Annotated in this window: 19 protein-coding genes; 9 read left to right on the forward strand and 10 right to left on the reverse strand. The window is 70.1% G+C overall.

The genetic code is table 11. From position 1 onward, the window contains the following. Positions 1-19 precede the first annotated feature (19 nt). A complete protein-coding gene (locus AQJ46_RS04640; RefSeq protein ID WP_059204316.1) occupies positions 20-1,087 on the forward strand; it encodes a LacI family DNA-binding transcriptional regulator in 1,068 nt (355 codons plus the stop codon). Positions 1,088-1,104: 17 nt separating this feature from the next. Here the strand turns inward: AQJ46_RS04640 and AQJ46_RS04645 are convergent, their stop codons facing one another. The 3 genes from AQJ46_RS04645 to AQJ46_RS04655 form a co-directional block, all read right to left on the reverse strand. After that, a complete protein-coding gene (locus AQJ46_RS04645) occupies positions 1,105-4,008 on the reverse strand; it encodes an aminotransferase (protein ID WP_059204317.1) in 2,904 nt (967 codons plus the stop codon). A 148-nt stretch (positions 4,009-4,156) separates the two neighbouring features. Further along, a complete protein-coding gene (locus tag AQJ46_RS04650) occupies positions 4,157-4,705 on the reverse strand; it encodes a phosphatase PAP2 family protein (protein ID WP_059204318.1) in 549 nt (182 codons plus the stop codon). A 56-nt stretch (positions 4,706-4,761) separates the two neighbouring features. Beyond that, entirely contained in the window at positions 4,762-5,841 is a 1,080-nt protein-coding gene (locus tag AQJ46_RS04655; RefSeq protein WP_057612881.1) for a YihY/virulence factor BrkB family protein, read from the reverse strand. 193 nt (positions 5,842-6,034) lie between these two features. On the opposite strand from AQJ46_RS04655, the gene AQJ46_RS04660 reads away from it, so the two are divergent. The 4 genes from AQJ46_RS04660 (at position 6,035) to AQJ46_RS04675 (ending at position 11,537) form a co-directional block, all read left to right on the forward strand. Continuing rightward, positions 6,035-8,221, forward strand: coding sequence for an RICIN domain-containing protein (locus AQJ46_RS04660; RefSeq protein WP_059204319.1), 2,187 nt, complete (start codon positions 6,035-6,037; stop codon positions 8,219-8,221). A gap of 279 nt (positions 8,222-8,500) precedes the next feature. Beyond that, on the forward strand, positions 8,501-8,839 hold the full coding sequence (locus AQJ46_RS04665) for a hypothetical protein (protein WP_057612879.1): 339 nt from the start codon (positions 8,501-8,503) through the stop codon (positions 8,837-8,839). A 5-nt stretch (positions 8,840-8,844) separates the two neighbouring features. Then, the gene (locus tag AQJ46_RS04670; protein WP_057612878.1) at positions 8,845-9,873 is read left to right on the forward strand and encodes a hypothetical protein; all 1,029 of its coding nucleotides are present in this window, start codon (positions 8,845-8,847) and stop codon (positions 9,871-9,873) included. Beyond that, positions 9,870-11,537, forward strand: a complete 1,668-nt coding sequence (locus tag AQJ46_RS04675; protein WP_059204320.1) for a hypothetical protein — start codon at positions 9,870-9,872, stop codon at positions 11,535-11,537. Before AQJ46_RS04670 ends, AQJ46_RS04675 begins: the two co-directional genes overlap by 4 nt. On the opposite strand, the gene AQJ46_RS04680 is transcribed toward AQJ46_RS04675, so the two are convergent. Both AQJ46_RS04680 and AQJ46_RS04685 read right to left on the reverse strand, forming a co-directional pair. Continuing rightward, complete coding sequence (locus AQJ46_RS04680; protein WP_059204321.1) at positions 11,521-13,317, reverse strand: APC family permease; 1,797 nt, start codon at positions 13,315-13,317, stop codon at positions 11,521-11,523. The genes AQJ46_RS04675 and AQJ46_RS04680 overlap by 17 nt on opposite strands. 190 nt (positions 13,318-13,507) lie before the next feature. After that, on the reverse strand, positions 13,508-16,468 hold the full coding sequence (locus AQJ46_RS04685) for a glycoside hydrolase family 30 protein (protein ID WP_225887233.1): 2,961 nt from the start codon (positions 16,466-16,468) through the stop codon (positions 13,508-13,510). A gap of 58 nt (positions 16,469-16,526) precedes the next feature. Between AQJ46_RS04685 and AQJ46_RS55340 the strand changes: the two genes are divergently transcribed. Both AQJ46_RS55340 and AQJ46_RS58395 read left to right on the forward strand, forming a co-directional pair. Further along, positions 16,527-16,739: a hypothetical protein gene (locus tag AQJ46_RS55340; protein WP_079072106.1), complete on the forward strand. Its 213-nt coding sequence runs from the start codon at positions 16,527-16,529 to the stop codon at positions 16,737-16,739. Between the two features lie 336 nt (positions 16,740-17,075). Next, the gene (locus AQJ46_RS58395) at positions 17,076-17,198 is read left to right on the forward strand and encodes a hypothetical protein (RefSeq protein ID WP_263972853.1); all 123 of its coding nucleotides are present in this window, start codon (positions 17,076-17,078) and stop codon (positions 17,196-17,198) included. 555 nt (positions 17,199-17,753) lie between these two features. Here the strand turns inward: AQJ46_RS58395 and AQJ46_RS04690 are convergent. Together AQJ46_RS04690 and AQJ46_RS04695 are read right to left on the reverse strand one after the other, a co-directional pair. Continuing rightward, positions 17,754-18,818, reverse strand: coding sequence for an alpha/beta hydrolase (locus AQJ46_RS04690; protein ID WP_225887234.1), 1,065 nt, complete (start codon positions 18,816-18,818; stop codon positions 17,754-17,756). 60 nt (positions 18,819-18,878) lie between these two features. Beyond that, a complete protein-coding gene (locus AQJ46_RS04695; protein ID WP_059204323.1) occupies positions 18,879-20,243 on the reverse strand; it encodes an MFS transporter in 1,365 nt (454 codons plus the stop codon). Positions 20,244-20,427: 184 nt separating this feature from the next. Here AQJ46_RS04695 and AQJ46_RS04700 point away from each other — a divergent pair, with 184 nt between their 5' ends. Continuing rightward, entirely contained in the window at positions 20,428-21,948 is a 1,521-nt protein-coding gene (locus AQJ46_RS04700; RefSeq protein WP_059204324.1) for a carboxylesterase/lipase family protein, read from the forward strand. Between the two features lie 43 nt (positions 21,949-21,991). Here AQJ46_RS04700 and AQJ46_RS55345 read toward each other — a convergent pair whose 3' ends face one another. Then, positions 21,992-22,243, reverse strand: coding sequence for a hypothetical protein (locus AQJ46_RS55345; protein ID WP_159063991.1), 252 nt, complete (start codon positions 22,241-22,243; stop codon positions 21,992-21,994). A 267-nt stretch (positions 22,244-22,510) separates the two neighbouring features. Here AQJ46_RS55345 and AQJ46_RS04705 point away from each other — a divergent pair, with 267 nt between their 5' ends. Next, entirely contained in the window at positions 22,511-22,834 is a 324-nt protein-coding gene (locus AQJ46_RS04705; RefSeq protein ID WP_208616868.1) for a hypothetical protein, read from the forward strand. 124 nt (positions 22,835-22,958) lie between these two features. Here the strand turns inward: AQJ46_RS04705 and AQJ46_RS04710 are convergent, their stop codons facing one another. Both AQJ46_RS04710 and AQJ46_RS04715 read right to left on the reverse strand, forming a co-directional pair. Then, complete coding sequence (locus AQJ46_RS04710) at positions 22,959-23,966, reverse strand: NAD(P)H-binding protein (protein ID WP_208616869.1); 1,008 nt, start codon at positions 23,964-23,966, stop codon at positions 22,959-22,961. A gap of 390 nt (positions 23,967-24,356) precedes the next feature. Beyond that, a complete protein-coding gene (locus AQJ46_RS04715; RefSeq protein WP_059204325.1) occupies positions 24,357-25,301 on the reverse strand; it encodes an alpha/beta fold hydrolase in 945 nt (314 codons plus the stop codon). Positions 25,302-25,595: the final 294 nt, after the last annotated feature.

A 25,595-nucleotide genomic window follows, 5' to 3' on the forward strand; every position in this document is an offset into this window, starting at 1 on the left:
TGTCGAGGAAACCGCCACCATGACCCCAAGCGCCGCCGAGGGAGCCGTCCCGAAGGGGCGCAGTCGACGCAACTTCGCCGGCTCGCGCCCGGTGATGGACGACGTGGCCCGGCTGGCCGGTGTCTCCAAGCAGACCGTCTCCCGTGTGCTCAACGAGCATCCGTCGGTCCGCCCCGAGACCCGCGAGGCGGTCCTGACGGCCATGCGGACCCTCGGCTACCGGCCCAGCCGCAGCGCCCGGTCGCTGGCCAGCGGGCGGACCCGGATGCTCGGGGTCATCACCTTCGACGCGGCGCGCTACGGCCCGTCCGCGATCCTGACCGCGATCAACACCGCCGCCCAGGAGGCGGGTTATCTGCTCAGTTCCATCTCCCTGGACACGGCCGAGCACGACACGGTCGTCGAGGCCGTCGACCGGCTCTCCGCCGAGGGCGCGGACGGCGTGATCGCCATCGCCCCGCAGCTGTGGGTGGGTCACGCCCTGGCGGACACCCGGTTCGACACCCCGTTGGTGGTGCTGGAGAACGGCTTCGACCCGGAGACCGAGCGCCTCACCGGCGACTCCCGCAAGGGCGCCCGCAAGGCCACCGAGCATCTGCTGGGGCTCGGCCACCCGACCGTCTGGCACATCGCGGGGCCGAGCGGCTGGACCTCCGCCGACCACCGGCTGGCGAGCTGGCGCTCCACGCTGGAGGCGGCCGGTGCGCGGATCCCCGAGCCGTTGTTCGGCGACTGGAGCGCCGACTCCGGCTACCACCTGGGGCGCCGGCTGGCCCGGCGTACGGACGTCACCGCAGTGTTCGTGTCCAACGACCAGATGGCCCTCGGCGTCCTGCACGCCTTCCACGAGGCGGGCCGCTCGGTGCCGGGCGAGATCAGCGTGGTGGGCTACGACGACATCCCCGAGGCCGCGCATCTGCTGCCCCCGCTGACCACCGTGCGCACGGACTTCGCGGAGATCGGCACCCGGTCCCTGCGGCTCCTGCTGAGCCGGATCGGCGACTCGGCAGAACCGCCGCACCCCGAGTCACTCGTCCCCGTCGACCTGGTGATCCGCGCGAGCAGCGGGGCGGCGCCGGGGCACTGAGAGGCGGTGCCCCCGTCTCACCAGCCGTTGGTCAGTACGTCGTCCAGCGCGGCGGCGAACACGTCGGCGCTCCGCCGGGTCAGGCACATCGGGGGCTTGATCTTCAGTACGCACTGCCGGTCCGAGGTCGGCTGGACGATCACGCCGAGCTCGCGCAACCGGTCGCAGATCGCCGCGGTCTCCTCGGTCGCCGGCTCCAGGGTCTCGCGGTCCCGGACGAACTCGACGCCCAGGTACAGCCCGGAGCCGTGCACCGCGCCGATCAGGGGGTGCCGGGCGGCGAGTTCCTCCAGCCGCCGCTTCAAGTACCCGCCCACTTCGCGGGCGTTGTCCTGGAGCCGCTCGTCCCGCAGCACGTCGAGCACGGTCAGTCCGACCACGCTGCTGACCGGGCTGCCCCCGGCCGAGGAGAAGAAGTAGCCCTGGGTGCGGTAGGCGTCGGCGATCTCCCGCCGGGTGATCACGGCGCCCAGCGGATGCCCGTTGCCCATCGCCTTGGCCACGGTGACGATGTCCGGTACGACGCCCTGCTGCTCGAATCCCCAGAAGTGGGTGCCGAGTCGGCCGTAGCCGACCTGCACCTCGTCCGCGATGCACACACCGCCGACGGCGCGCGTGGCGTCGTAGACCTGCCGGAGGTAGCCGTCCGGGAGGGGGATGCCGCCCGCGTTGCCGTAGAAGGGCTCGCAGATGAAGGCGGCGGGCGGGCGGCCCTGTTCGGCGAGTTCGGTGATCCGGGCGGCGGCCTCGGGCCCGTACCGCCGCGCCTCGGCACCCCGCCGGCGGCCCCGGTAGGAGTTGGGGGCGGCCACGGTGTGCACCCAACTCGGGCGCGAGGACAGGGCGTTCGGGTTGTCCGCGATCGACGTGGAGACCGCGTCGGAGGCGTACGTCCACCCGTGGTACGCCTCCTCGACCGCGACGGTGTCCTGCCGTCCGGTCGCCGCCCAGGCCAGGCGCAGGGCGAGGTCCACGGCCTCGGAGCCGCTGTTGACGAGGAAGACGGTGTCCAGTTCCTCGGGCAGGAGCGCGGTGAGCCGCTCGGAGAGTTCCACGACCGAGCCGTAGTGGAAACGGGAGTTGGTGTTGAGGCGCCGCCACTGCCGGTGCACGGCGTCGCTGAGAGCGGGGTGGCCGTGGCCGAGGACGGTCACGTTGTTGAGCATGTCGAGACAGCCGCGGCCCTGGGCGTCGACGAGGTGGTGGCGCCAGCCGCGTTCGATGCGGGGCGGGTCGTCGTAGTAGTGCTCCTGGACGGGGGCGAAGGCGCGGTCGCGGCGGGCGAGGAGATCCGTGTCGGCGGACGGCTCCACCGGGTCCTGCCCGGTGATCAGCCGGGTCGGATCCGGGCTGACCGTCAGCCAGCCGGCGGCCAGGTCGGGGGTGGCGAAACGGGGTGGGTGGCGGTCGGTCAGGGTCGACAGCTGGAGGCCGAGGGTGTGCCTGCCGTCCCGCTCGGCGACCGTGCCGAGGGGCTGTCCGGCGGCGACCTGACCGGATGCGGCCGGGCTGTCGACGCCGTACAGCCACAGGACCGGACCCTCGCCGCGCAGGTCGAGCGTGCCGTCGGCGTGCCGGGTGAGCGTGCCCGCCCAGGGCGCGTGCACCTCCAGGGGGTCCGCGAGATGCAGGTCCACCCCGAGGGCGCAGGTCGCCGGGGCGTCCGTCGTGTCGATCGTGGTCCGGGTCAGGCGGAACTCGCCGTGCCGGGTGCGTGCCGCCGCCAGGCCGGACGCCTGGTCCGCTTCGGCGTCGGCCTCGAGCCAGCGGCCCGTGTGCAGGTCGTCGCTCTGCGCCGAGAGATCGAGCGCCGGTACGTCGTCGGGCAGGTCCGGCAGCATGCGGTGCGTGGGCACGACGGCGACCCGCGGCAGGGGGCGGCCGAGTGTCTGCCTCAGCTGGGCGGTCATCACCTCCGCCGGGACGGAGACGGCCGACTCGAACATGGCCCACTCCCGGTCCAGGGCGGCGGACGCGTAGCCGTTGTCGGGGTCCTGGAGGACGTCGTACTGCCCGCTGACCACCATGACGGCCGCCCGCAGCACGACGAGGGGCCAGAGCACGGCCGACTCCCCGTCGGCGAGCGGGCGTACGGCGTCGAAGGCGCGGACGGCGGGCAGTACGGAGGCGGGTCCGGACCCGTGGTGGTGCAGGACGGAGGTGCAGGTGACCGCGAGTTCCGCCACGGTCCAGCCGGTGCCGAGGTCCCCGAAGTCGATCACCCCGACGGGCATGCGCCGGCCGTCCCTCGCCGTCTCGCAGACGACGTTGTTGTCGGTGATGTCGCCGTGCACGAACTGGACCGGCAGGTCCTTCGCGTGGGGTTCCACGAGGGCGTGCGCGGTCCGGGCGGCGCGCAGCACCCGGTCGGCGCGGGCCCGGTCGGGCCAGTGCGGAGCGAGTGTCTCGATCACTTCGAGGGCGTTGCGCAGGTCCCACGGCCGGAAGCGGTCGGTCTCGGGTGCGGTGAAGTCGGCGAGGGCCGCGCCGATCTGCCCGGCGAGTTCGCCGAGGCGGGCGACGACGACGGGGGCGAGGTAGCGACTGTCCATGATCGGCTCACCCGGCACGAAGTCCAGCAGTCGGCAGGAGAGTGCGGCTCCGTCCACGAGGAAGGGCTGCACCACGTCACCGTCGGCGCCGGGGCGGGCCCGGGGCAGTCGGAGACCGGGCAGCGCGCGGGCCAGGTGTTCCACTGCGTCGCACTGGGACCTCAGCTCGGCCGTCCGGGTGGCGGGGTTGGCGACCTTGAGGACGTACTCCCCCGCCTCGCCGCGCACCCCGTAGTTGCGGTCCTGCTGGCTGCCCAGGTCCCGCACGGTGCCCCGCACCCCGAACCGGGTCGCCAGCACGGCCGACGCGCCGGCTTCGTCGATCGGTGCCACGGGGCGCACCAGCCAGTCCGTGGACGGCAGGCCCATGGTTCGCTCCGCTTCCGCGGCGAGGGGCCGCTCCTTTGCCGAATCGTTCCGGCAGATCGTGCGACGACGGTAGGCCGATCCGCGTTCCCTGGTCAACGCCTCCCTGGTCAACGCCTCCTGGTCGCTGCGCCGACGCAGAGTTCTCGGGCTACGGCCACCCGCGCAGGAACAGAGCCGGGGCACGACGCGTGAGCCACGCTCCGGCCAGGCCGATGGCGGCGCCGGCCGCGACATCGCTGGGGTAGTGGGCACCCGACTGCACCCGTTCCACGGCCAGCAGGGCGGTCGGCACCGCGCACAGCGCGCCTACGGCCGGCCAGGTGGGGGCGACGGCGGCGGTGAAGGCGACCGCGGCCGCCGTGTGCCCGGAGGGGAACGAGGACGAGTCGGGACGGTCGGCGACCTCGTCGTGCGGGATCCACTCCGCGGGCGGCCTGGGCCGGTCGGCCAGTTGCTTGCACAGGCCGTTCGACGCCAGTTGGGCGACCATCATGGCCACCATTCCGGCGGCCGCGGCCCTGCGGCCCCGCCACCCGCCCCGCCATGCCATCGCGGCAGCGGCACCGCACCACAGCTTGCTGCTCTCCGCGGACTCCTCCACCGCCGACAGCGCCCTGGCCACGCCCGGCGGGATCCGGGAAGCCGCCTGCTGCGTCAGAGCCCGATCGACGTCAGGCGAGTCAGTCGACAACATCATGACCTGCGGTTTCCCCAAGCTCCCCGAGATAGGCGGTCTGGATCCGGATCAGTCCGTCACCCGCTGTGCGCCGGCCCCGATTCGTCGAGCCGGCGCAGGTCCTGCTCGTCCCACTTCCTGGTGTCACGGGGCTCCGTGTAGGGCTCCTTGTCGGGCGGCAGGCCGCCGGCGATGGCCCGCTGCCGGACGGTCTCGGCGTCGAACTCCAGGCCCAGAAGAATCGCCAGGTTGCTGATCCACAGCCAGACCAGGAAGACGATGACACCTGCCATGGTTCCGTAGGTCTTGTTGTACGAGGCGAAGTTGGCGACGTAGAACGCGAATCCCGCGGACGCGACCAGCCAGATGACCAGGGCGAGGAAGCTGCCCGGCGTGATCCACCTGAACCCCTTCACCTTGGCGTTCGGCGTGCCCCAGTACAGGAGCGCGATCATGATCGTGACCAGGACCACCAGGACGGGCCACTTGGCGATCGACCACACCGTCAGGGCGGTGTCGCCGATCCCGATCGCCGTGCCCGCCTTCCGGGCCAGAGTGCCGGTGAAGACCACGATCAGGGCGCTGATGACGGCGAGCACCATCAGGACCACCGTCAGGCCCACCCGCACCGGAAGGATCTTCCAGATCGGGCGGCCCTCCGGCATGTCGTAGACCCGGTTGGCCGCGCGGATGAACGCGGCAACGTACCCGGACGCCGACCACACCGCCAGGACGATGCCGACGATCGCCATGAGCGATCCGACGCCCGCTTTGTTCTGCAGCTGCTCGACGGCCCCGGTGATGATGTCGCGGGCGGAACCCGGCGTGAACTGCTTGAGATTGCGCAGCACCGTGTCCGTGGCGGACTTGCCGGTCAGACCGAGCATCGACACCAGGACCAGCAGGGCCGGGAAGAGCGACAACAGGCCGTAGTACGTCAGCGCGGCGGCCCTGTCGGTCAGCTCGTCGTCCTTGAACTCCCGCAGGCTGCCGCGGAGCACCGCCCCCCAGGCCGGCTTCGGCAGCTGCGAGGGCGTGTCCGGCGCATGCCGCTCCACGGTGGGCCCGGGGCCCACCTCCTCGGCCCGCGGGACCTCGCGCTCCGGAGCCTCGTCAGTGCCGTGGTGCTCTTTGTGTCCAGGGAGATGCAGCTTCATGCCGGGCGAGTACCCCCGGACGCCGACCCAATCAGAGCGCCGATGCGGGGTCCGCAGGCCTCCATGACGATGAGGCCGACCCGCTTCCCTCAAACCTTACTTCATCTCTTGACGTAAGTGGTCCATACCTTTAGGTTCACGGGTCGGCCAGACACCTCGCGACACCCTCACCCCCCCACGAAGGGCTCTGCGCATGCACACCCTCACTCGCCTCCGCAGATCCGGCGCCGCCACCCTCGTCACGGTGGCCGCCGCGTCTGTCCTGACCTCCGTCTCCACACCCGCCGATGCCGCCACCGCGCTGCCCACCGGCTTTTCTACTGTCATGAACGCGGCAAGTGGACGTTGTCTGGACGCCAGATCGGCCGGCACCGCCAACGGAACCGTCGTCCAGCAGTACGCGTGCAACAGCACCACGGCCCAGCAGTGGGGTTTCACCGCCACGAGCGACGGCTACGTCCGCATCGACAACCGCAACGGCACCGGCCAGGTCGTGGACGTGGCCGACGTCTCCGCCGCCGACAACGCCCCCGTCCACCTGTGGACCTACGGCGGTGGCGCCAACCAGCAGTGGCTGCCCGTGCACGAGGGCGGCGGCGCCTACCACTTCGTCAACCGCAACAGCGGCAAGTGCCTGGACGATCCGGGTGCCTCGACCGCCGACAGCGTGCAGTTCGTGCAGTACACGTGCAACGGCAGCGCGGCCCAGCGCTTCCAGGTGGTCCCCGTGACCCAGTCGGCCACCAACCCGGACCTGGGCCCCAACGTGGTCGTCTTCGACCCGTCGATGTCGTCCTCGACGATCCAGTCGCGGCTGAACTCGATCTTCCAGCAGCAGGAGACCAACCAGTTCGGCGCACAGCGCCACGCCGTCCTGTTCAAGCCGGGCTCGTACAGCGCGGACGTCAACGTCGGCTTCTACACGCAGGTCGCGGGGCTCGGGCTGAGCCCGGACTCGGTCACGGTCAACGGCGCGGTGCACGCCGAGGCCGACTGGTTCCAGGGCAACGCGACGCAGAACTTCTGGCGCGGGGCCGAGAACCTGTCCGTCAACCCCACCAACGGCAACGACCGTTGGGCGGTCTCGCAGGCGGCGGCATACCGCCGGATGCACCTGCGCGGCAGTCTCGCCCTCGACGACAACGGCTGGTCCAGCGGTGGCCTGCTCGCCGACACGAAGATCGACGGGCAGGTCAACTCCGGTAGTCAGCAACAGTGGTTGACCCGCAACTCCCAGCTCGGCAGCTGGACCGGCGCCAACTGGAACATGGTCTTCGTCGGCAGCCAGGGCGTCCCCGGCACCAGCTTCCCCAACCCGCCCCACACCACCGTCGCGCAGTCCCCGGTGAGCAGGGAGAAGCCCTTCCTGTACGTCGACGGCGACGGCGCCTACAAGGTGTTCGTGCCGTCCGTACGGTCCAACTCCACCGGCACCAGCTGGGCGAACGGCTCCCCGTCCGGCAGCTCCCTGTCCCTGGACACCTTCTACGTCGTGAAGCCGGGCGCGAGTGCCGCGGACATCAACGCGGCGCTGGCGGCGGGCAAGAACCTCCTGGTCACCCCCGGCGTGTACCACCTGAACCAGACCCTCCAGGTGAACCGCGCCGACACCGTCGTGCTCGGCCTCGGCCTCGCCACGTTCGTCCCGGACAACGGCATCACCGCGATGAAGGTGGCCGACGTCGACGGCGTGAAGGTGGCGGGCGTCCTCTTCGACGCGGGCACCACCAACTCGCCCACCCTGATGGAGGTCGGGCCGACCGGCTCCTCCGCCTCCCACGCCGCGAACCCGACCTCCCTGCACGACGTGTACTTCCGCGTCGGCGGCGCGGGCGTCGGCAAGGCGACCACCAGCCTCGTGATCAACAGCGACAACGTCATCGGCGACCACATGTGGATCTGGCGCGCCGACCACGGCAGCGGCGTCGGCTGGACCACCAACACCGCGGACACGGGCCTGATCGTCAACGGCGACGACGTCACGGCGTACGGCCTGTTCGTCGAGCACTACCAGAAGTACCAGACCATGTGGAACGGCAACGGCGGCCGCACGTACTTCTACCAGAACGAGATGCCGTACGACCCGCCCAACCAGGCGGCCTGGACGAACGGTTCCACCCAGGGCTACGCCGCCTACAAGGTCGCCGACTCGGTCACCAGCCACCAGGCCTACGGCCTCGGCAGCTACTGCTACTTCAACGTGAACCCGGGCGTCGTCGCGGAACGGGCCATCGAGGCGCCCAACACCGCGGGCGTGCGCTTCCAGAGCATGGTGACGGTCTCACTCGGCGGCACCGGCACCATCCGGCACGTCGTCAACGGCACCGGCGGCCCGTCCAACTCCTCGACCAACGTGGCCAATCTGACCAGCTACCCGTAGAGCCCCGTCCTCCGCCGCCCCTCCTCCACCGGGGGGGGGGCGGCCTGCTCACCGCGCTGTTCCGAGCTCCGTGGGTGACAACCCGCGTGGGCCTTTCCCGATGCGGGCTGTCGGGAGAACCGGCGCACAACCGCCCGCTTCCCCTCCGCCGTTGTGGGCGATCGTGGGCGAGGACGTACTGACCCTGTAACGAGCGTCAACGCGCCCTCGCACAGCAGGCGTTCGGCCTGGCAGAGTGGGGTATGTACGCCGCGCGGCGGCGGGGGAGGCACGGGAGAGATGACGGCGACGATCTCCGTGAAGGTCGAGGGACCGCTCGGGCTCGACGAGCCGGAGCAGCTCCTGGAGGAGCTGGGACGGGAGACAGGGCTGACCTGGCGGCTGGAGACGGCCGGGCAGGACGGCACCCTCGACGGCGGCCTCGCCGCCATCATGCTGGAGGCCGTGCTCGGCGGCGCTGTCGGTGCCGCGGTGCAGGTCGCCGTGCAACGGGCGATCGAGACCTGGCGGGGCCGCAGGCTCGATCCACCACCCGTCACCATCATCGTCGTCCAGCCCCCGCAGGCCCCGCAGCCCGCGCCACGCACCGACGACCTCACCACCCCCGAGGGGAGCTGACCGGCATGGCATCCCGGGCGCTGGTGATCGGCGTCGGAACATATGGTGAGGAATCCGGGATACAGGGCTATCCGACGATCGAGGCGAGCGCCCGGGCCTACGGAACAGCGCTGGCCCGGGACCCGCGGTGGGGCGCCGCCGACCGGTCCCCGGTGCTGAAGCCGGACGAGGTGCGGACGGCCGACGACGTGATGCGCGCCCTCCACGAGGCGGCCGCGGCCGGCGAGGGCCCGGAGGACACCCTGCTCGTGGTGTACGTCGGCCACGGCGCCTACTGGCAGGACGTGCCCGGCGGCCAGGTCCACTTCGCGGTCGGCTCCTCGCGCGTCAGCGAACCCTGGACATGGCTGTCCGCCTGGTACGTGTACCGGGCGATCAGGAAGAGCAAGGCCGGCCTCAAAGTGCTGATAGCGGACTGCTGTTACTCCAGCATGCTGCCCCACCTGGGACCCGAGTCCGCCCTGCCGGGGGCTCTCGGCACCCGCTTCAACGGCACCTGCGTCCTCACCGCGGTCGGCGGCAGCGTGCACAACGCGTGGGCCGGCGCCTGCCAGAACCTGCCTCACCCCCTCGACACCTGCACACCGTTCAGCGGCCATCTGCTGAACGTGCTCGGGCAGGGCATGCCCGACCACCCCGAGGACCTCACCCTCGGCGCACTCCGCGCCGGGATCGACGAGGGGATGCAGGAGTGCGGCGTCCACCACGCGCCGCGGATGCTGCTGAACGACGCCTCGGAGGCGGCCCCGCTGTTCACCAACCACGCCAAGGGCCGCCGGCCCCGGACCCGCGCGCTGGGCACGGTGGACGAATGGGTGCGCGAGCTGCTCCTCAACGGCGAGCGCAACCTGCCCGATCTGATGCGCCGACCCGACCTCGCGGGCCGCGTGGTCGTACGACTGAGGGCCGGGGACGAGCAGAGCCGCGACCTGGCCCGCCGCGTCGACCGGAAGGCCGGCGAACTGCTGCCCGACCCCGCCGACTTCGTCAGGTACTGGGGTGAGGTCGAACCCGCCATGCTGGGCGGCGGATGACCGGCGCCGACAGCGCCGCGGGCGACCGCCGCACAGACCACCTCTTCCAGCCGGACCTGGCCGAGTCGCTCAACGAGGCGTACGCCTGGGTCGCACGGGCCGAGGTCAGGCAGTTCATGGGCATCCTGGACAGGATGCGCAAGGAGCATCGCGAGGCGATGGCCATGCGCGCCCTGTACGCCTTCGCGCTGCGCCGCCCGGTCGACGAACTGGTCGAGCTCGCCCACCACTTCGACCCGCGTGACGGCGTCATGCTGATGGCGACGGCCGCCCTGTCGCGGCCCGTCGGGGAGGCCGCCGAGCTGGCCGTGATGCAGCAGGACGCGGAGGCCGGCAGCGAGCGCGCCCCGATCACCGCGAGCATCGTGCACGACGTGGCCTGCCAGCGCACGGCCTTCGACGTGGCGGTGTTCGTGCGGGTCGTGGAGGAGCGGGGGTCAGACCTCGCGGAGCGCACCGTGCAGGTGTTCGCGGGCCGCGGCTCCGGCCGCACCAACCTCGACAAGGCGTTGCTGTACACCGCGCTGCGCGACGAGGGCTGCGACCGCGAGGCCGACCGGCTGCTGGAACTGACCTTGCGGGCGATCGCCGACAGCGAGCCGGACGCCGGGCCGGGCGAGGAGGGCGAGGAGATCGCCGACCTGTCCGGGGCGTTCCAGCACCTCAGCCCGGTCGGCCGGGTCCTGGAACGCTGGATCGAGGAGAGACTGAAGGCCTCGGACGCGACCCAGGTGGAGATGACGCGGCGACTGGTGGCGAAGCTGATCGCCCGGCGCGGGGCCGGTCACGACGCCCTCGCCGAGCACATCGGCCGCACCACCAGGCCCCGGCACGTGGTGAAGCTCTGCGCGCTGCTGGCGAGGGAGGAGGACTCACCCGCCAAGTGCGCCCTGGTACGGCACTACGCGGCCGGGCACACGAACGTCCAGGAACTCGCCGCGCTCGTGTCGTACTGGCACAAGGAGCCGGCCCTGACCCGCACCACCCGCGAGCTGCTGGCCGACATCGTGGCGGGCTCCGCCACCCCGGGCTCCGCCCCCCGCCCCCTCGACGAGCTGACACACCTGGACGAGTGGCTGCCGGAGAAGGACGCGGCGCCCGAGTGCTCCCGGCTGCTGCGCTATGTCGCCGCCGTGGGCGTCGAGGGGCGCTCCGGCACCGAACTGGTGGCCCTGCTGGACAACGTCGAGCGCAGCCGTGACCGGACCCGGGCCGCGGACGAGGCGGGGCGCCGGCTGGCCCTGGCCGTCATGGAGCCGCACGCGGACCGGGACTGGTTCGTGGAGTGCCTGAGCGCGCTGCGGACCCGGCACTCGGTCGCCGTGGACGCGGCCTGCCGCGAACTCTCCGACCCCTCCACCCGGTTGACGGTCGACGCCGCCCTGGTCGCCGATGTCGCGGCCCGTCTGCACCGCGCCGACCTTCGCGACGAGGCCTGGACCTTGCTCGAACGGTTCCTGGAGAACGAGCAGTCGGTGACTCCGGCCGCCGTCGTCGAGGTGGTGGGCGGGGTGCTGGCACTGCCGCTGCCGGACGCCGAGCTGCTGCTGCGGGCCACGGTGGGCCGCTGGTCGGACGTGGGCCACCGCGATGACGCGGTGGCCCAACTGCGGGCGGCCGAGCAGCACGAGGCGGCGGAGTGGGTCATCAAGTCCCTGCGGTGACGGGCACTTCCTGAAGTTCACGGCGGGGCACGGGCAGGGTGGGCGGCACGTGGTCCATGTAGCGGCGGCAGGCCCGGACCAGCAGCGGGAAGAAGACAGCCGCCGACAGTGCGACGATCAGCTGCGGCACCAGGGCGAGATCGTCGCTCAGGACGTGCCGCAGCAGGGTGCACGCCACGATCACCGCCAGATGCGCGAGGAACAGCAGCGCCGGTCGTACCGCCGGGTCCCCGGGGGTGGCGAAGCGGGAGACGTGGTCCCGGGCGTCGTAGCGTCGGAACAGGCCTCCCACGAAGGGCAGGTCGCGTCTGGCCAGCCAGGGGAGCCCGAGCAGCAGCGCCGAGCCGATTCCCACGGCGGCCATGCCCCGCCACACGTTGGGCCACTCCGCCTCGAGCATCACGATGGCGATCGCGACGAACGCGGTGGCGGAGAGCGCCAGGTGCACCGCCCGGCGCGTCCGCCCGAACTCCGGTAGTTTCAACGCCACCAGGACGACGCCCGGCGTGGCGTACACGACCAGCGTCGGCACGCTGTTGAGGGCGACCAGTTCCTCCCAGTTGCCCCGCACCACGACGAGCATCGCCAGCCCTATCGCGAAGTTGACCAGCAGGATCATCCAGTACGCGTCGATCTCGCCGCCCCGGAACCGGAACGACGCCCGACGCGCCGTCTGCAGCCCGCGGTGGGTGAGGTGGGCGCGGCTGAGGGCCGCGACCTCGCGGGTCAGGGCGTGGGTGAAGACGATGCCGGACCCCATCGGTGACAGCACCGCGTTCACCCGGATCAGCCACGCCAGCCAGGTCATCGTCGCCGCCGCGGCGAACTGGGAGTACGGCGATTCGAGCATGTTCCCGGTGAGCCCCTGGCAGTGCCTGCCGAACACGTACTGCAGCGCCGTGTACAGCAGGAACGCGCCGACGAGCGTGCCGTACACCGCCCAGCGCAGCCGCGCCGCCTCGCCCATGCCCCGCCGTTTGACGTTGCCGGCGAAGTCGAGCGGCGCCTGGAAGCCGATGTACGCGTAGATGACGGCGCCGCCCAGCACCACGTACAGCGGCGACAGGTGCCCGGCCTGGCTCTGCAGGTGTTCGGCGGTTCCCGAGCGCCCGCTGAGGTACCAGACCTGCTCCGGTCTGCAGCTGTCGGCGGCGTCGAACGCGGCGAAACCCAGACAGACGATGATCAGCACCGGGACCAGGACCTTCACCATGGTGATGAAGAGGTTCAGCCTGATCAGCCGGCGCGGCGGCAGCAGGTTGAGCCCGACGATCAGCGCCATGAACACCACGGCCCACAGGACGCCGGTCATGGAGAAGTCGTAGGCGTGTTCCATGCTCTGCGGGGTGGGCTGGGCGACGTTCCTCAGCACGTCGCCGTTCCGCAGCAACGACGGGAACCAGTAAGCCAGTCCGTGGACCATGGCCACTGCCTCGCTCGCCGGATTCACCGCGTACACGATCCACAGCCCGGCGGCCACGACGGTGGCCACCAGCGGGCCCGCCGCCTGCAGGGGGAGGAAGATCAGGCCGCCCGTCTTGGGGACTGCGATGCCCAGTTCGACCATCACGGCGGCTATCAGCAGCATCAGCGCCCCGCCGGCCGCCCAGGCCCACACGGCGTTGTCACCGGCCGCCCAGTGGGCCTTACCGGCCGCCAGCAGCCACCCGGAACCCACGACACCGCCGGCGGCGAGCCCCACCAGATCCAGCGTGGACAGCCGACGGCGTTCGTCGGCGTCCTCCAACGAGCCCGACCGTGCCGAGCCCCGGTCGCCCATCCACCCCAACTCGTCCCCCTCCCCCGGAGTTACCGCAGACCAGGTTATCTTCGGCAGCGACTCGGGAGGCCGTGGACGGCAGGTGAGGAACCGGTACTGAATCGATGCCGGGACGACGCCTTCACAGGTTCCGGTCACTGCACCTGGCCGGCGGGTCCGCCTGAAGGGGCGGGCCCGCCGGTGGTGTTGGTCAGGGCTCCGTGCGGACCAGCTTGTCGTAGGCGTCCACGAGCCTGTTCGCGAGCTGGCCGACGCCTAGGGCGTCGAGGCCCTTCTGTCCGCTCACCGCTGCCCTGGCGGCGGTGCGTGCGGTGGCGAAGTCGGCCCATGAGTCGGCCGTGTAGTCGGTCCGGTCCGGGGAGCCCACCGTGTCCAGGGCGGTCCGGAGCGGTGTCGTGTCGACCGGCCCGTCCACGTCGCCGGAGAGCGCGGTGAAGGCGTCGAGCACGATCTTCCCGGACTTGAGGGTGAACGTCGCCGTGTGTCTGCCGTCGGGCAGGCCTCGCAGTGAGTACGTCGCCTGGCGCTTGTCGGTGGCGGTGGTCTTCGCGTTCCGGGCGACGGACCGGCCGTCCACGAGGACGTCGAGGACGGCGCTTCCGTCGTTGCCGCCGATGACGTCGATGCCCGTGCCGCGGAACGGGACGGTGACGGTCGCTCCCGCGGTGGCGCTGGTCGATGTCGAGCGGTACCAGTTCATCGCGTCGCCGAGGGAGGCGTTCCGGCTCCAGGTGCCGTCGTAGGCGACCGAGCCGTCCATGTTGTCGGTCAGCGTGGCGGCGTACGGGGTGTAGCCGGCGACCTTCTCGACCTTCAGGTTGTCGAAGGCGGTCGTGTGGAAGTCCGTGCCCAGCTTGACGCGGCCCTCGGTCACCGGCGTCGGGTCCTGGTAGGTGGCGACGGCCTGGCCGTCGACGTACGCGGTGACGGTCGCGCCCCTGGCCTCGACGGCGAGGCGGTAGCCGTCGGCCGCGGCGACCGTCCCGGTCCGCAGCGCCGTGCCGTACCGGTAGAGAGTCCAGCTCCCGCTCGGGCCGATCCCGACGCTGTACGCGGCGTCGGTCGCGGCCATGCCCTTCTGCTGGCGTACGCCCAGGGTGGCGAGGCCACCGGCCGGGTCCGGGAAGGAGACGTCGACCGAGGCCCGGTAGTTCTCCCAACGGAAGTCGCCGACCGTGGTGTTGGGGGTGTTCCGGTTCCAGGCGCCGGTGTCCTTCATCGACTGGTCCAGGTACTGGTACAGCACGTTGTCGCCGCTCGGCCCCTTGCCGACCTCCCAGGCGCCGGTCTGGTCGACCAGGTAACGGGGCTGGTTGCCACGGGAGGTGAGGTACGACTGGGAGACCTTGCGGGCGCCGTTGTCCGTGCCGACCCGGACCCGGCCCTCCTCCTCGTACCCGAAGTCGTCGGCGTACAGGACGGCGTCGTGGGTGTCGTGCTTCTTGCCGGTCGCGTCGGTGTCGAGGACCGTGCGGGCGGCGGTCTCGGGCAGGCGCTGCTTCGTCGCCTTGTCGGAGCTGCGGTCGAGGGTGGTGAACGTGACGATCGAGCGCGGCTTGACCGTGTAGGTGTAGTAGCCGTCGCCGTCGGGCCGGATCTGGGCGGCGAGATGCTTGAAGTTGGCGTCGTAGGCCTGGCCGGGGTCCGCCGCGCGGGTCTCCCAGACCTCCATGGTGGGATCGCCGCCCAGGGCCATGTTCTCGGCCTTGATGCGGTAACTCTTCGTCCGGTCACTGTCGTTGACGGCGATCGTCGAGAAGTCCTTCTTCGCCGGGTCGGCGAGCGTCATGTAGCTGGGGGCGCCGTTCGAGCCGTCGACGTTCTCGGTGCCGCTGACGCCGCTGTAGCTCGCCTCGGGCACGGTGCGCCACATACCGGCCGTGTTGGTGTCGTTCTCCCAGCCGGTCTTCGCGAACTGGGTGAAGTGCTGCATCACATACACGGCGGCGTCGTAGTGGATGCTTCCCGACCACGGGTCACGGGCGCTGACCAGTTCCTTGTGGCTGTACTGCGCGCCCTCGTAGAAGGCCCCGATCGCCGGCTGGAAGATGTAGTGCGTCCGCTTGGAGTTGGCGTAGCTCTTCACGGAGCGGTTCGCGAGGTCGAGGGCGCTCTGCACACCGCCGATGCCCGTGCTCGCGCCGCCCGGCCCCTCGGTGTTGGAGACCCGGTAGTCCGTCCAGCCGAAGGAGCCGACGCCCTCGCTGTACCAGACCTCCTTGTCCTGACCGTAGGTGTTGTCGCCGGTCGCCAGCTTCGTGTACGGCCGGTACGTGGCGCTGTCGGACGTGCCGTCGAGGCGGTCGTCGGTGGTGTAGTGATAGCCCACCGCGTCGACCATGCCGAAGAGCTCGGTGTCCGTGAGCATCGCCGGGCCGATGTTCTTCGTGGTGTTCTCGTCCGAGGCGACGATCTTGATGTCGTGGTACGCCTTCGCGGCCGACTCCTGCTGACGTGCTGTCAGTCCGTAGCGTGTGTCGCTGAATTGGGTGTCGTTCGCCAGCGCGTTCTTGTACCACTTGATGAATGAGACGTCCGGTTTCTGGGTCTCGTTGGTGTCCGGATTCACGTAGTCGACCATGTACCCGTACTTCTGGTACGCGTCGAGGATCGTCTCCTTGTACCAGCGGTACATCTCGTCGGTGCCGGTGCCCTTGTTCCACTCGGTCTGCACCCACTGGGGCATGACCCAGCGCAGGATCGACACCTTGAGCTCCGGGTTGACCGTCTTGGCGTCGGCCGCGAGCTGGAAGCCCGGGGAGCGGGAGGCGTCGGCGAGTTCGTCGCGGGTGCGCATGGTCGCGGGATCGGAACCGGTGGAGGTGTTGGTGTCCGAACCCATCTCGATCTTGACGTGGTTGATCAGGGGACTCTTCCCGCCGAACAGGACCCTGATGAGCTGCCAGTAGCGTTCGGGGTGCTCCGCCTTGTAGTCCATCAGCAGGTTGCTCGTGCTGTTGCAGCTGAGCAGGCCGAGGCCCTTGTAGGTCAGGCCGTTCACGTTGTCCGCGCGTACGTCGTTCCCGTCGACCACGATCTGTACGGGGTCGTCCGCGGAGTGGGCGGCGGGCGCCGCGGTCACTCCTGCCGCCAGTGCCATGGTGGTCGCCGCGGCGAGCGACGCCCAGCCGAATCTTCGCTGCATACCCATTCGGGGGACCGTAGGCGGCAAGCGCTTTCTACGTCAATCCCCTTGCGTCACTCGAGATGTGACCCGTCCCCGTGGGCTTGACCTGCCGAAAACCGCGCCGCGCAGGGGCGCGGTGCTCCTCGCACTTCGTTACTGCGGGCGGGAGTTGGCCCGGCTCCTCCGGCCGACGGTTCCCGCCATGGTGCTGTCCGCGCCGGGCGGCATCGGCCTCGACTACATCGTGGTCGGAGGCGCCGTCCACGACGGCCATCTCCAGTACCTGCTGCAGTGAGATGGCGGACCCTCGGACGGCATGGGCATCATGCAGGCCTGGGAAAGCTTGGCGGCCGCGGCGGCGGGCTGGGACTGGCTCACGCCGGTGACAGCGCTCTAGACGCAGGTCACCGAAGTCGCTGTCGCAGCGCCCAGCGGGTAGTACCGGTCCAACTTCGGTGGCAAACGGTCCAGCTTCGCTGTCACAGGACAGCGGCGCACAGCTCGGTGACGATCGTGAACGAGGTGGGCACCAGCGGCACCGCCACGGCCGGACGCATCACCGCGTGCGTGGTCCGGCCGCGGGCTGGATGACGGCACCGGGGCGAGAGGGAGCGGCACGCTCGGGTGACCGATGCCGCGGCTGTTGGCGGTGGCCGATGCCGCGGCCCTGGCGGGAGTGGCGCGACAAGATCACCGCCGCGGACTTCGGCTCGACGCCCCCGAGACCGACGACGGCGACTTCCCGTACGCCTGAGCCGGACGGCCGGCCGCGTCACGGGCATCGAACAGCCGCGGGTCGGCGCACCCTCCCCCGCGGCTTCAACGGCAGCGGCGGCAGCTCCGGAGCGGGCAGCGGAGCTCCGTCGTAGCCCTTCACCTCACCGAAGCGGTACCCGGTCATCCAGTCCTCACGAGCCTGTTCGATCTCTTCCTGATCCTCGACGTACTCCAGCTGGGCGATGGCACGCTCGGCTGCGACCCGGCGGTGAAGCCGGAGGCTGCACAGCCTTCGAACAGGGCGAGTTCGGCTTGCTGGTACTGCCGGCCACGGCGAACCGACCGACCCCGCCATCTGGGCCAAGCTCACCGACCACATCAACGCCGGCCGCGAACCGCTCGGCGAACGACGGCGACGCCTACAAGAAAGCCAGCACCGAGCGTTACCCCGCCTGCAGGGGCGCAGCACTCATCGACGTCACGCCACCGTGTTCGATGTCGTCATCGCCGAGCTGGCCCCTGAGCACAGCACAAGGAACTGCGTCGCTGCCACCCCGAGCGTCAGGGAATCTCCTGAGAGGGTGAGTGCGTCTCAGTGCGACCTGGCGGAGAGGCTCTGATCCAGGAAGGAGATGACGGTCTGCCAGGTCGGTGTCACCGGACGCGGTGACGAGGCCTGCCCATTGCGTGCGGTCTCCTCATAGGCGCCCTCGCGGGTTGCGTCGTCGCTCAACATGGCGAAGTTCGTGCCGTGTCCGGCCCTCGGGAAGGAGATCAGGCGAACATCGGTGCCCGAAGTCACGAGCTTGTCGTACAACAGTCGGCTCTGGTGGTACGGAACGATGGTGTCCTGCTCGCCATGCAGGATCAGGAAGGGTGGGGTGGGTCGATTCCCCACATAAGTGAGCGGGTCGGCGGCGGCGACCTTGTCGGGGCAGGCCGTGATGGTGCAGCCGAGCAGTCGTGACTCCGGGGATCGGGCGTCGGAGTGGCAGTTCGTCAGTCCGAAGGCCGAGTTGAACGCCCTGCAGTTGTCCGGCATGTGCGCGTCCATCTGCAGGAAGTCCGTTGGCGGGTAGAACGGCACGGCCGCCTGGACGGCACTGGACGGGCCGAGCGGCCCGACGTCGCCCTCCAGTGCCGGGACGTTCCCGGTGACGGCGGCCATCGCTGTGGTCCAGCCACCCGACGAGTCACCCATGATCGCGACGCGGTCGGGGTCGAGGTGGTACGTCGTCGCATGCGCACGCAGCCAGCGGATGGCGCCCTTGATGTCGTACAACTGGGCCGGGAACTGAGCTTGTCCGCTGGAGCGGATCGCGACGCCGGCGACGGCGTACCCATGCGGGTTGAGCTGGGCGGCGACCTTGTCGGCGCCCGTGCGACCGCTGTCGGCCAGCCAGCCCGAACCGCTGGTGAAGATCACCAAGGGAAGCGGGCGGTCGGAGCGGGGAACGTACAGGTCGAGCAGGTGGCCCTGGGTGCCGGGTGGCTGGGCGGGGGCGTAGGCAAGGTTTTTGGTGACCTCGACATCCATGGCGGCGCGCGCGGGGGAGGTACTGGTGGCTGCCGTGGCCGTGATCAGGGCCACGGCCGCGGCAGCCGCCGCCAAGGCTCGGGGGAGGTGCCCCAGGGGTGTCCGAATGCGCAGATGCATGCCGACTCCTTCGAGTGGGGGGTGGGAGTGAGGCGGTGCTGGAGGGGGAGAGGCCGAGCGTCAACTGTCCGCGGCACCTGCAGGGGCCGTGGCCACGGTGCGGGAAGCCGGGACGGAGGCGTCACCTCTGCCGGCCCGTTGCGCCAGTGGTACGAGGGAGATCGCGACGGCGCCGATCAGTCCGGCCAACGCGAAGGCGGTGAAGCCCCAGCTCTGGTTGCCGCTGGTGGCGAGGTGGCCGATCAGCCAGGGGCCGACGACCGCGCCGGTGCGGCCGATGCCGGTGACCCAGCCGAGGCCCGCGGCGCGTTCGCTGTCGCGGTAGACGGTGTTGGTGGCCGCGTAGACCATGACCTGCGCGCTGAACAGCCATACCCCGGTGATGGCGACAACGATGTAGGTGACTCCCAGTGGGAGATGGGATTTGAGGAGCAGAGCGCCCGCGGCGGTGAGCACGAACCAGATGGCCGACACGCGCACCGCGCCGAACTTGTCGGCGGTGCGGCCGGCGATCAGCAGGCCGACGATGCCTCCGGCATTGATGACGAGAAGGAAGCTCACGGACGAGGAGAGGCCGTAGCCTTCGGCACGCATCATCTGCGGCAGCCAGGTGCTCACGCCGTAGACGAGGAGCAGTCCGCTGAAGGAGGCCGCCCACAGCAGCGGGGTGGCCCAGCGGGACTGTGGCCGGAACAGTGCCCGCACGGCGGCGAGGCGGCCCGCCGCACCGGCCGCCGGAGCGGCGACGATGGTGGGGCGGGGCATTCCGTAGCGGTCCGCGACCGCGTCGGCCTCTTCGCGCTCGCCACGTGCCAGCAGTACGCCTGGTGATTCCGGCAGCAGCTTGAGCAGCAGTGGTACGGCGATCACGGCCGGGAGCACGCCCGCCCAGAACACCCAGCGCCAGCCCGCAGCCGGCGCCAGGGTCAGGCCCAGGCCGGTCGCCGCCATCCCTCCGAAGTGGTACGAGGTCATCAGCAGGGCGGTCGTGAGGGCAGCCCGGCGTGGCGGTGCGAACTCCATCACCATGGCCAGGCACAGCGGCATGAGCCCGCCCAGGCCGAGACCGGACACGAACCGCCCGGCGCCGAACAGACCGACGCCGGGGGCCACGGCGCAGATGGCCGAGCCGACGGAGAACAGCGTCACGCTGGCGACGAGCATCAGGCGTCGACCGAGCCAGTCGGTGAGATTTCCAGCGGTGAGCGCGCCGATGAGCATGCCGAACGTGGTCCAGCTGCCGATGGTTCCGGCGGTGGCCGGGGTCAGTCCGAGCTGTGGGTCGTCGAGCATGTGGGGCATGACGGCGCCGTAGATGTTGACGTCCATGCCGTCGAAGAACACGGCCATCCAGCAGAGGGACAGCACTGGGAAGACCGTGCGGAACGTGTGCCGAGGGGGACGGGACAGAACGGAGGTACGCATCTTCGTCCTTGGAGATGGGGTGGGGCCCGGAACAAGACAGCGGGTGTTCGCCTGGTGAAATGTGGTTCACTGCTGGCTGGCTGGCTATGAGTTTCGGCTCGGGTCGGGTGCGAGTCAATGGCGTTGCGTGCCCTTTCCCCCAGTGCGAACCGGCAGCCGGGACGGCGTTCGAATGAGGAGACACATGAGCACAGACGGATATCCCGAGGTCACAACCGTGGCGGGCGCGGTGCGTGGCCACCACGTGGACGGGCTCGCGGTCTTCCGTGGCATCCCGTTCGCCCAGTCGCCGGTGGGTGCGCTGCGCTTCGGTGCGCCGCGAGTGGTGGACCGTTGGGACGGCGTCAGGGATGCCTTGACGTTTGGTCCGCCGCCCCCACAGGAGCCGTTCGGCCCTGACGCGGCTCCCTCCGGAAACGCGCCGGCAGGGGATGACTGGCTGACCGTCAACGTATGGACACCGGACCCGGATCCGGCCGCACGCCGCCCCGTCATGGTGTGGATCTACGGCGGTGCCTACAAGTTCGGTTCCGCCGACGACCCGGCCTACGATGCCGGCCGCCTCGCCCGGGAGGGCGAGTTGGTCGTGGTCACGTTGAACTACCGCGTCGGAATCGAGGGTTTCCTGCGGATCGAAGGCGCGCCCGCCAATCGTGGTCTGCTCGACCAGGTCGCCGGCTTGGAGTGGGTGCGCGAGAACATCGCTGCCTTCGGAGGCGATCCGGAGCAGGTCACCGTCTTCGGCGAGTCGGCCGGCGCCGGGTCCATCGCCGCCCTCATGGCAATGCCCCGGGCGCGAGGGCTGTTCCAGCGGGCCATCGCGCAGAGCGTGCCGGGCACGTTCTTCTCCGACGCGTTGGCAGCGGACATTGCCCAGGTCATGACCGGCGCACTCGGGCTGCGCCCGACGGTGGACGATCTGTCGGCTGTGGACCCGCGCAAGCTGACCGAGGCCGGGGCCGCCCTCGCCCCCAGGATGCGTGAGTACGCGCACCGCTGGGGCCCTGTGGCCTTCACCCCCACCCCGTTCTCACCCGTCGTCGACGGCGACGTCCTGGCCTCCACGCCGTGGGAGGCGCTGGCGAGCGGCGCCGCGCGGGACGTGGACCTGATCGTCGGACACAACCGGGACGAGTTCCGGCTCTTTCTCCTGCTGGGCGGTCTGCTGGGCCGAGTGGACGACCAACTCGCCTCGCTGACCCTCGGTTTGTTCGGCCCGACAGCGGACGCCGAGCAGGCGTACCGCGCCGCGTTCCCGGAAGCCTCATCGGAGTACCTGTTCGAACTCGTCCAGTCCGACTGGCTGTTCCGCATGCCCTCGCTGCATCTGGCGGAGGCGCACGTGGCCGGGGGAGGTCGGGCACACGTGTACGAGCTCACCTGGCCCGCTCCCGCGAACGGCGGAGCCCTCGGAGCCTGCCACGGCTTGGACGTGCCCCTGACCTTCGGCATCTACGGCGGCCTCGGCGAGATGCTGATCGGCCCCACGCCGTCACCCGAGACCGAGGCGCTTTCCACTCGCTTCCGCTCCGCCTGGGCCGCCTTCGCAACGACAGGAGACCCGGGCTGGACCACCTACGACACCGAAGAGCGGCTCGTGCAGATCCTCGACGCCGCCCCGAAGGTCGCCGCATATCCCGAGGAGGCCTCGCGACGGCTGTGGGAGCGGCACGCCTTCGCCCCGTTGCCCTTGGTGAACCGGTAGCGGCCTCCGGCGGCGCATCGGTTGCCGAGGCGAACCGGGAGCCTCACGCGGCCTGGCAAAGCTCCAGCTGCGCGGCCGCGCCCAATGGGTTGGCTGGCGTCACGGCAGGACGAAGCGCCGCGCCCAGCGCCGAAGAGACCTGAGCCGATGCCCACGCTCGGCCGACGGAGCCTCCCGGCCCGATGCCGTTGGCATCCGTGCCGATCGCTCGTAGCAGCACCACGCCGATCTGGCCACCGGTCAGCCACACCTGGCTCGCGCGCGTTTCGAACGAGCCGGTCTTCAGTGGCGACAACCACGCCCCCGCACTTGACCAGCGCAGAGGTCTCTCTTCGCGTAGCAAGTGGTGGGGCGGGTGGGACTCGAACCCACGGCCGGCGGATTATGAGTCGTTTGAGGATCTTGGCGACCCTTGTCGATCAATGCTCATCTTGGCCGTTTTTACAGGTCAGACGCGGTTTGACGCCTCAATCCTTCTCGGCCCTTGTCAGTCTTTTCCGATCCTTGTGTCCAACCTGCGTCCAGAACGCGCCCCGGATGGACACGTCATGCCGGGCATGATGTGGGCGGCGTAGGTGCTGTCCAACTCGACGCGGAGGGCGAGAACCTGCGCATCACCCGCAAGACCCTTCTCGCCCTCCCGCTGCCCTCACCCGCCAGCGGCCCGGACCGCCCCGACATCCCGGACCACCCCGCCTACCAGCAGATCCTCACCGCCCTGGTAGACGCAGGCCGACCGATGCGCGCCCGCGACCTCTGCCAGGCACTCGACCTGCCGATCCTCCCGAAGCACACCGAAGGCATCCTCTCCACACTGAAACGCCTGCTCAGCCGGGGCATCCTCATCGAAGCCGAACCCGGCTCGTTCGCCCGCCCCGACGCCTGAGAGCCGCCCCCCACCCGCGACCAGCGATCCTTCCCCAACCTCAACCACGAAACGGACAAGAGATCACGTTCCGCACTCTCAGGCCGAGGACTCCGGTGTGGCGTCATGTTCTGCTCCGGAGCGCTCAGTGGTTCGGAGCACCCACCAGTTCGCGCAGGCGCGTATTGTTCTCCAGCGCCCACCGCACGGTCCGCGGTGGGTGCCCGAGCAGGGTTTCCAGTTGGTCGGAGAGGGCGTCGTACCGCCCGCTGGCGATCAGCCTGGTCTGGATCCTCAGGTGCGCCGCCACGTGCCGGGCCGCACCCGGATCGCCCAGGGACTCCTGCAGGACACTCTCGTCGAGGAAGGCCTCGTTCCAGGCCTCCACTTCCTCGGGGATGTAGGTGACCGGGCGTCCCAGCACGGCTGCGTAGTCCTCAGCGAACCCGTACATGTCCTTCAGCTCCGGGCCGGTGAGCGCGTAGGACTTCGAGATGTGCGGTGCGGGGTCGACCAGCACCTTCACGCACACCTCTGCCAGGTCGTGAACGGCGATGGGCGCGAGCCGCTGCTTGCCGAAGGGCAGGCGCAGTTCACCGTTGCTCAGCGGGCCCTGTTGCATCCAGGTCAGGTGGGGGTTCTCGGCGAACAGGGTCGCACGCACGTTGACGGTCGGCAGGCCGGACCAGTCCAGCACCCGCTCGCAGACCCAGTGCGCCCGCTGCTGCGGTGACCAGTCCGTGACCACTCCGCCGAGCCAGGAATGCCGCTCCTCATCCGGTGCGGTCATCTTCTCGAGCGTCATGTACGACTGCTCGTAGTTGGACAGGTGCACGAAGGCCTCGATGTCGCCCTGGGCTCGCGCCGCCGCGGCCATCACGGTGAGGGCATCGGCGTAGTACGGCTGCGGGGTCATGCTGAAGTAGATGCGCTTGACACCCTTCAGCGCGGCGGCCACGTCCGCGAGTTTGAGCAGGTCGCCGACGAAGACCTCGGCCCCGGCCTCGCGCAGCGACTGCGCGCGTTCGTCGTCCCGTCGCACGAACGCGCGCACCGGGTGGCCCTGTTCGAGCAGCATGTCGACCATCAGCCTGCTCACGCCACCGACTTGGCCGCCGGCGCCGGTGATCAGAATGGGATTGCGTTCCGTCATTGTTGTGTCCTTCATCTTGTGGGGGGGTCGGCCGTTCAGGAAGCCGAGGATGTGGAGTCGTCGAGACGGGCGAGGACGTCGAGGAGCGTGGCGTTGACCTCGGCGCGACGCTCCTGCTGCCTGCTTGCCGGGCATGACTGAAAACGTCTGGAAACTGATTGGTTTCCTCGCCGGCGAAGGTGAGGCGAGCGGGTGACGGGCCGAGATCTAGGGCCGCTCCGGAAGGTGTTGTGGTGAGGTGTGGTCGGAGGACGGGGGAACGCCGTCGACGACGGAGAGTCGTGGCCGGGCACCGTCGTCCCGGCGGCGGCGCGGCTTCGTAGCCGCAGCCTGCCGCACGGTGAACGGCCGATTCCGCACGCGCGCAGCCGCCCGTTCGACATGGAGGGTTCAGATGCGCGCGGGCGTCGTCTGCAGGAACAGTTCGAGCAGTGCCAGCAGCGTCTCGGGAGCGTCCTCGGTCGGGAAGTGGCCGGCGCCCGGGATCTCGACCACGGGTGCGTCGGGGTAGCTGAGCTTGAACGACGGGATCACGTACTGGGGCAGCAGTGCGGTGTCGCGCATCCCGACGGCCAGCATCGCCGGTACGGCTCGCAGCGCGGCGACGGCTTCCATGGGCGGCGGGCCGGGCGGGGGGCCCTGCGGGCCCTCCAGGACCTGCCGGGGGAAGGCGATGACACCGCGGCACTGGTCCGGGGTCGAAAAGGGGCTGGAGTACGCGCGGATCCAGGTCGGCGTGGCGATCTCGGGCCGGGCGACATGCTGCAGGTCGATCATCAGCTGGGCGATGGTGTGACCCGCGTTTCCGAGGATCTGCTCGAACGAACCGTCCGAGAGCGCCGAGTGGGCCCACTGGAACCACCGGCTCACAGCGCCGTTGGCCTTCATCAGATCCTCGATGCCCTCGGCGAGCGGCAGCACGGTGTTCACCGCGAAGATCCGGGAGATCCGGCCGGGATTACGCAGCGCGAACCCGGTGCCGATGGGGCCGCCCCAGTCACGGACCACCAGGGTGATGTCCGTGAGGTCGAGCGCGTCGACGAGCAACGATTCGAGATTCAGGATGTGTTCGCTCGCGTCGTACGTGCGGTCCTGCGGCGTCTCGCTCTTGCCGAAGCCCATGTGGTCGGGAACGACCACGCGATGGTGACGTGACAGCGGCCCGATCAGGTGGCGCCACTCGTAGCCCCACGTGGGCTCACCGTGCAGCATGACGATCGTCTGACCGGGCCGATCGGGGCCCTCGTCGACATAATGCTGACGGAAGCCGGCCGCCTCGTTGAAGCGGGCGGGATACGGCCACGTGCCGTCGAACGTCTCGTCAGCAGCAATCACGGGATATCGCGCCTTCCGGTGCGGTGTTGTCCGTACTGACCGCGGTCATGAGGTCCTCCGAAGTATTGGTTCTGAAGCAGGCTTCATCGGCTGGCTCGTTCTTGCGCCGAGCTGCGTGCGACGCCCAGAACGCCATGAGTTCAACGTCCAAGCCGCCTTCGCGGCGTCGCGGTCCTGCACGCCCGGACCAAGCCGGTTCGGTGAGCTCAGGACCGTTGTGGACTGAACAGTAAGGAACCTAGGCGGTTCTGTACTGCCTTGTCAAGAAGGGTGGGTCGGCTTTACCTTCGATGC

This window comes from Streptomyces canus (assembly GCF_001514145.1).
GTDB classification, from domain to species: Bacteria; Actinomycetota; Actinomycetes; order Streptomycetales; family Streptomycetaceae; genus Streptomyces; species Streptomyces canus.

Bases quoted from the DNA above. Each gene is read 5' to 3' on its own strand.
- AQJ46_RS04640 (WP_059204316.1), top strand. From the start codon at position 20: ATGACCCCAAGCGCCGCCGAGGGAGCCGTCCCGAAGGGGCGCAGTCGA.
- AQJ46_RS04645 (WP_059204317.1), bottom strand. From the start codon at position 4,008: ATGGGCCTGCCGTCCACGGACTGGCTGGTGCGCCCCGTGGCACCGATC.
- AQJ46_RS04650 (WP_059204318.1), bottom strand. From the start codon at position 4,705: ATGATGTTGTCGACTGACTCGCCTGACGTCGATCGGGCTCTGACGCAG.
- AQJ46_RS04655 (WP_057612881.1), bottom strand. From the start codon at position 5,841: ATGAAGCTGCATCTCCCTGGACACAAAGAGCACCACGGCACTGACGAG.
- AQJ46_RS04660 (WP_059204319.1), top strand. From the start codon at position 6,035: ATGCACACCCTCACTCGCCTCCGCAGATCCGGCGCCGCCACCCTCGTC.
- AQJ46_RS04665 (WP_057612879.1), top strand. From the start codon at position 8,501: ATGACGGCGACGATCTCCGTGAAGGTCGAGGGACCGCTCGGGCTCGAC.
- AQJ46_RS04670 (WP_057612878.1), top strand. From the start codon at position 8,845: ATGGCATCCCGGGCGCTGGTGATCGGCGTCGGAACATATGGTGAGGAA.
- AQJ46_RS04675 (WP_059204320.1), top strand. From the start codon at position 9,870: ATGACCGGCGCCGACAGCGCCGCGGGCGACCGCCGCACAGACCACCTC.
- AQJ46_RS04680 (WP_059204321.1), bottom strand. From the start codon at position 13,317: ATGGGCGACCGGGGCTCGGCACGGTCGGGCTCGTTGGAGGACGCCGAC.
- AQJ46_RS04685 (WP_225887233.1), bottom strand. From the start codon at position 16,468: ATGGGTATGCAGCGAAGATTCGGCTGGGCGTCGCTCGCCGCGGCGACC.
- AQJ46_RS58395 (WP_263972853.1), top strand. From the start codon at position 17,076: ATGCCGCGGCTGTTGGCGGTGGCCGATGCCGCGGCCCTGGCGGGAGTG.
- AQJ46_RS04690 (WP_225887234.1), bottom strand. From the start codon at position 18,818: ATGCATCTGCGCATTCGGACACCCCTGGGGCACCTCCCCCGAGCCTTG.
- AQJ46_RS04695 (WP_059204323.1), bottom strand. From the start codon at position 20,243: ATGCGTACCTCCGTTCTGTCCCGTCCCCCTCGGCACACGTTCCGCACG.
- AQJ46_RS04700 (WP_059204324.1), top strand. From the start codon at position 20,428: ATGAGCACAGACGGATATCCCGAGGTCACAACCGTGGCGGGCGCGGTG.
- AQJ46_RS04710 (WP_208616869.1), bottom strand. From the start codon at position 23,966: ATGACGGAACGCAATCCCATTCTGATCACCGGCGCCGGCGGCCAAGTC.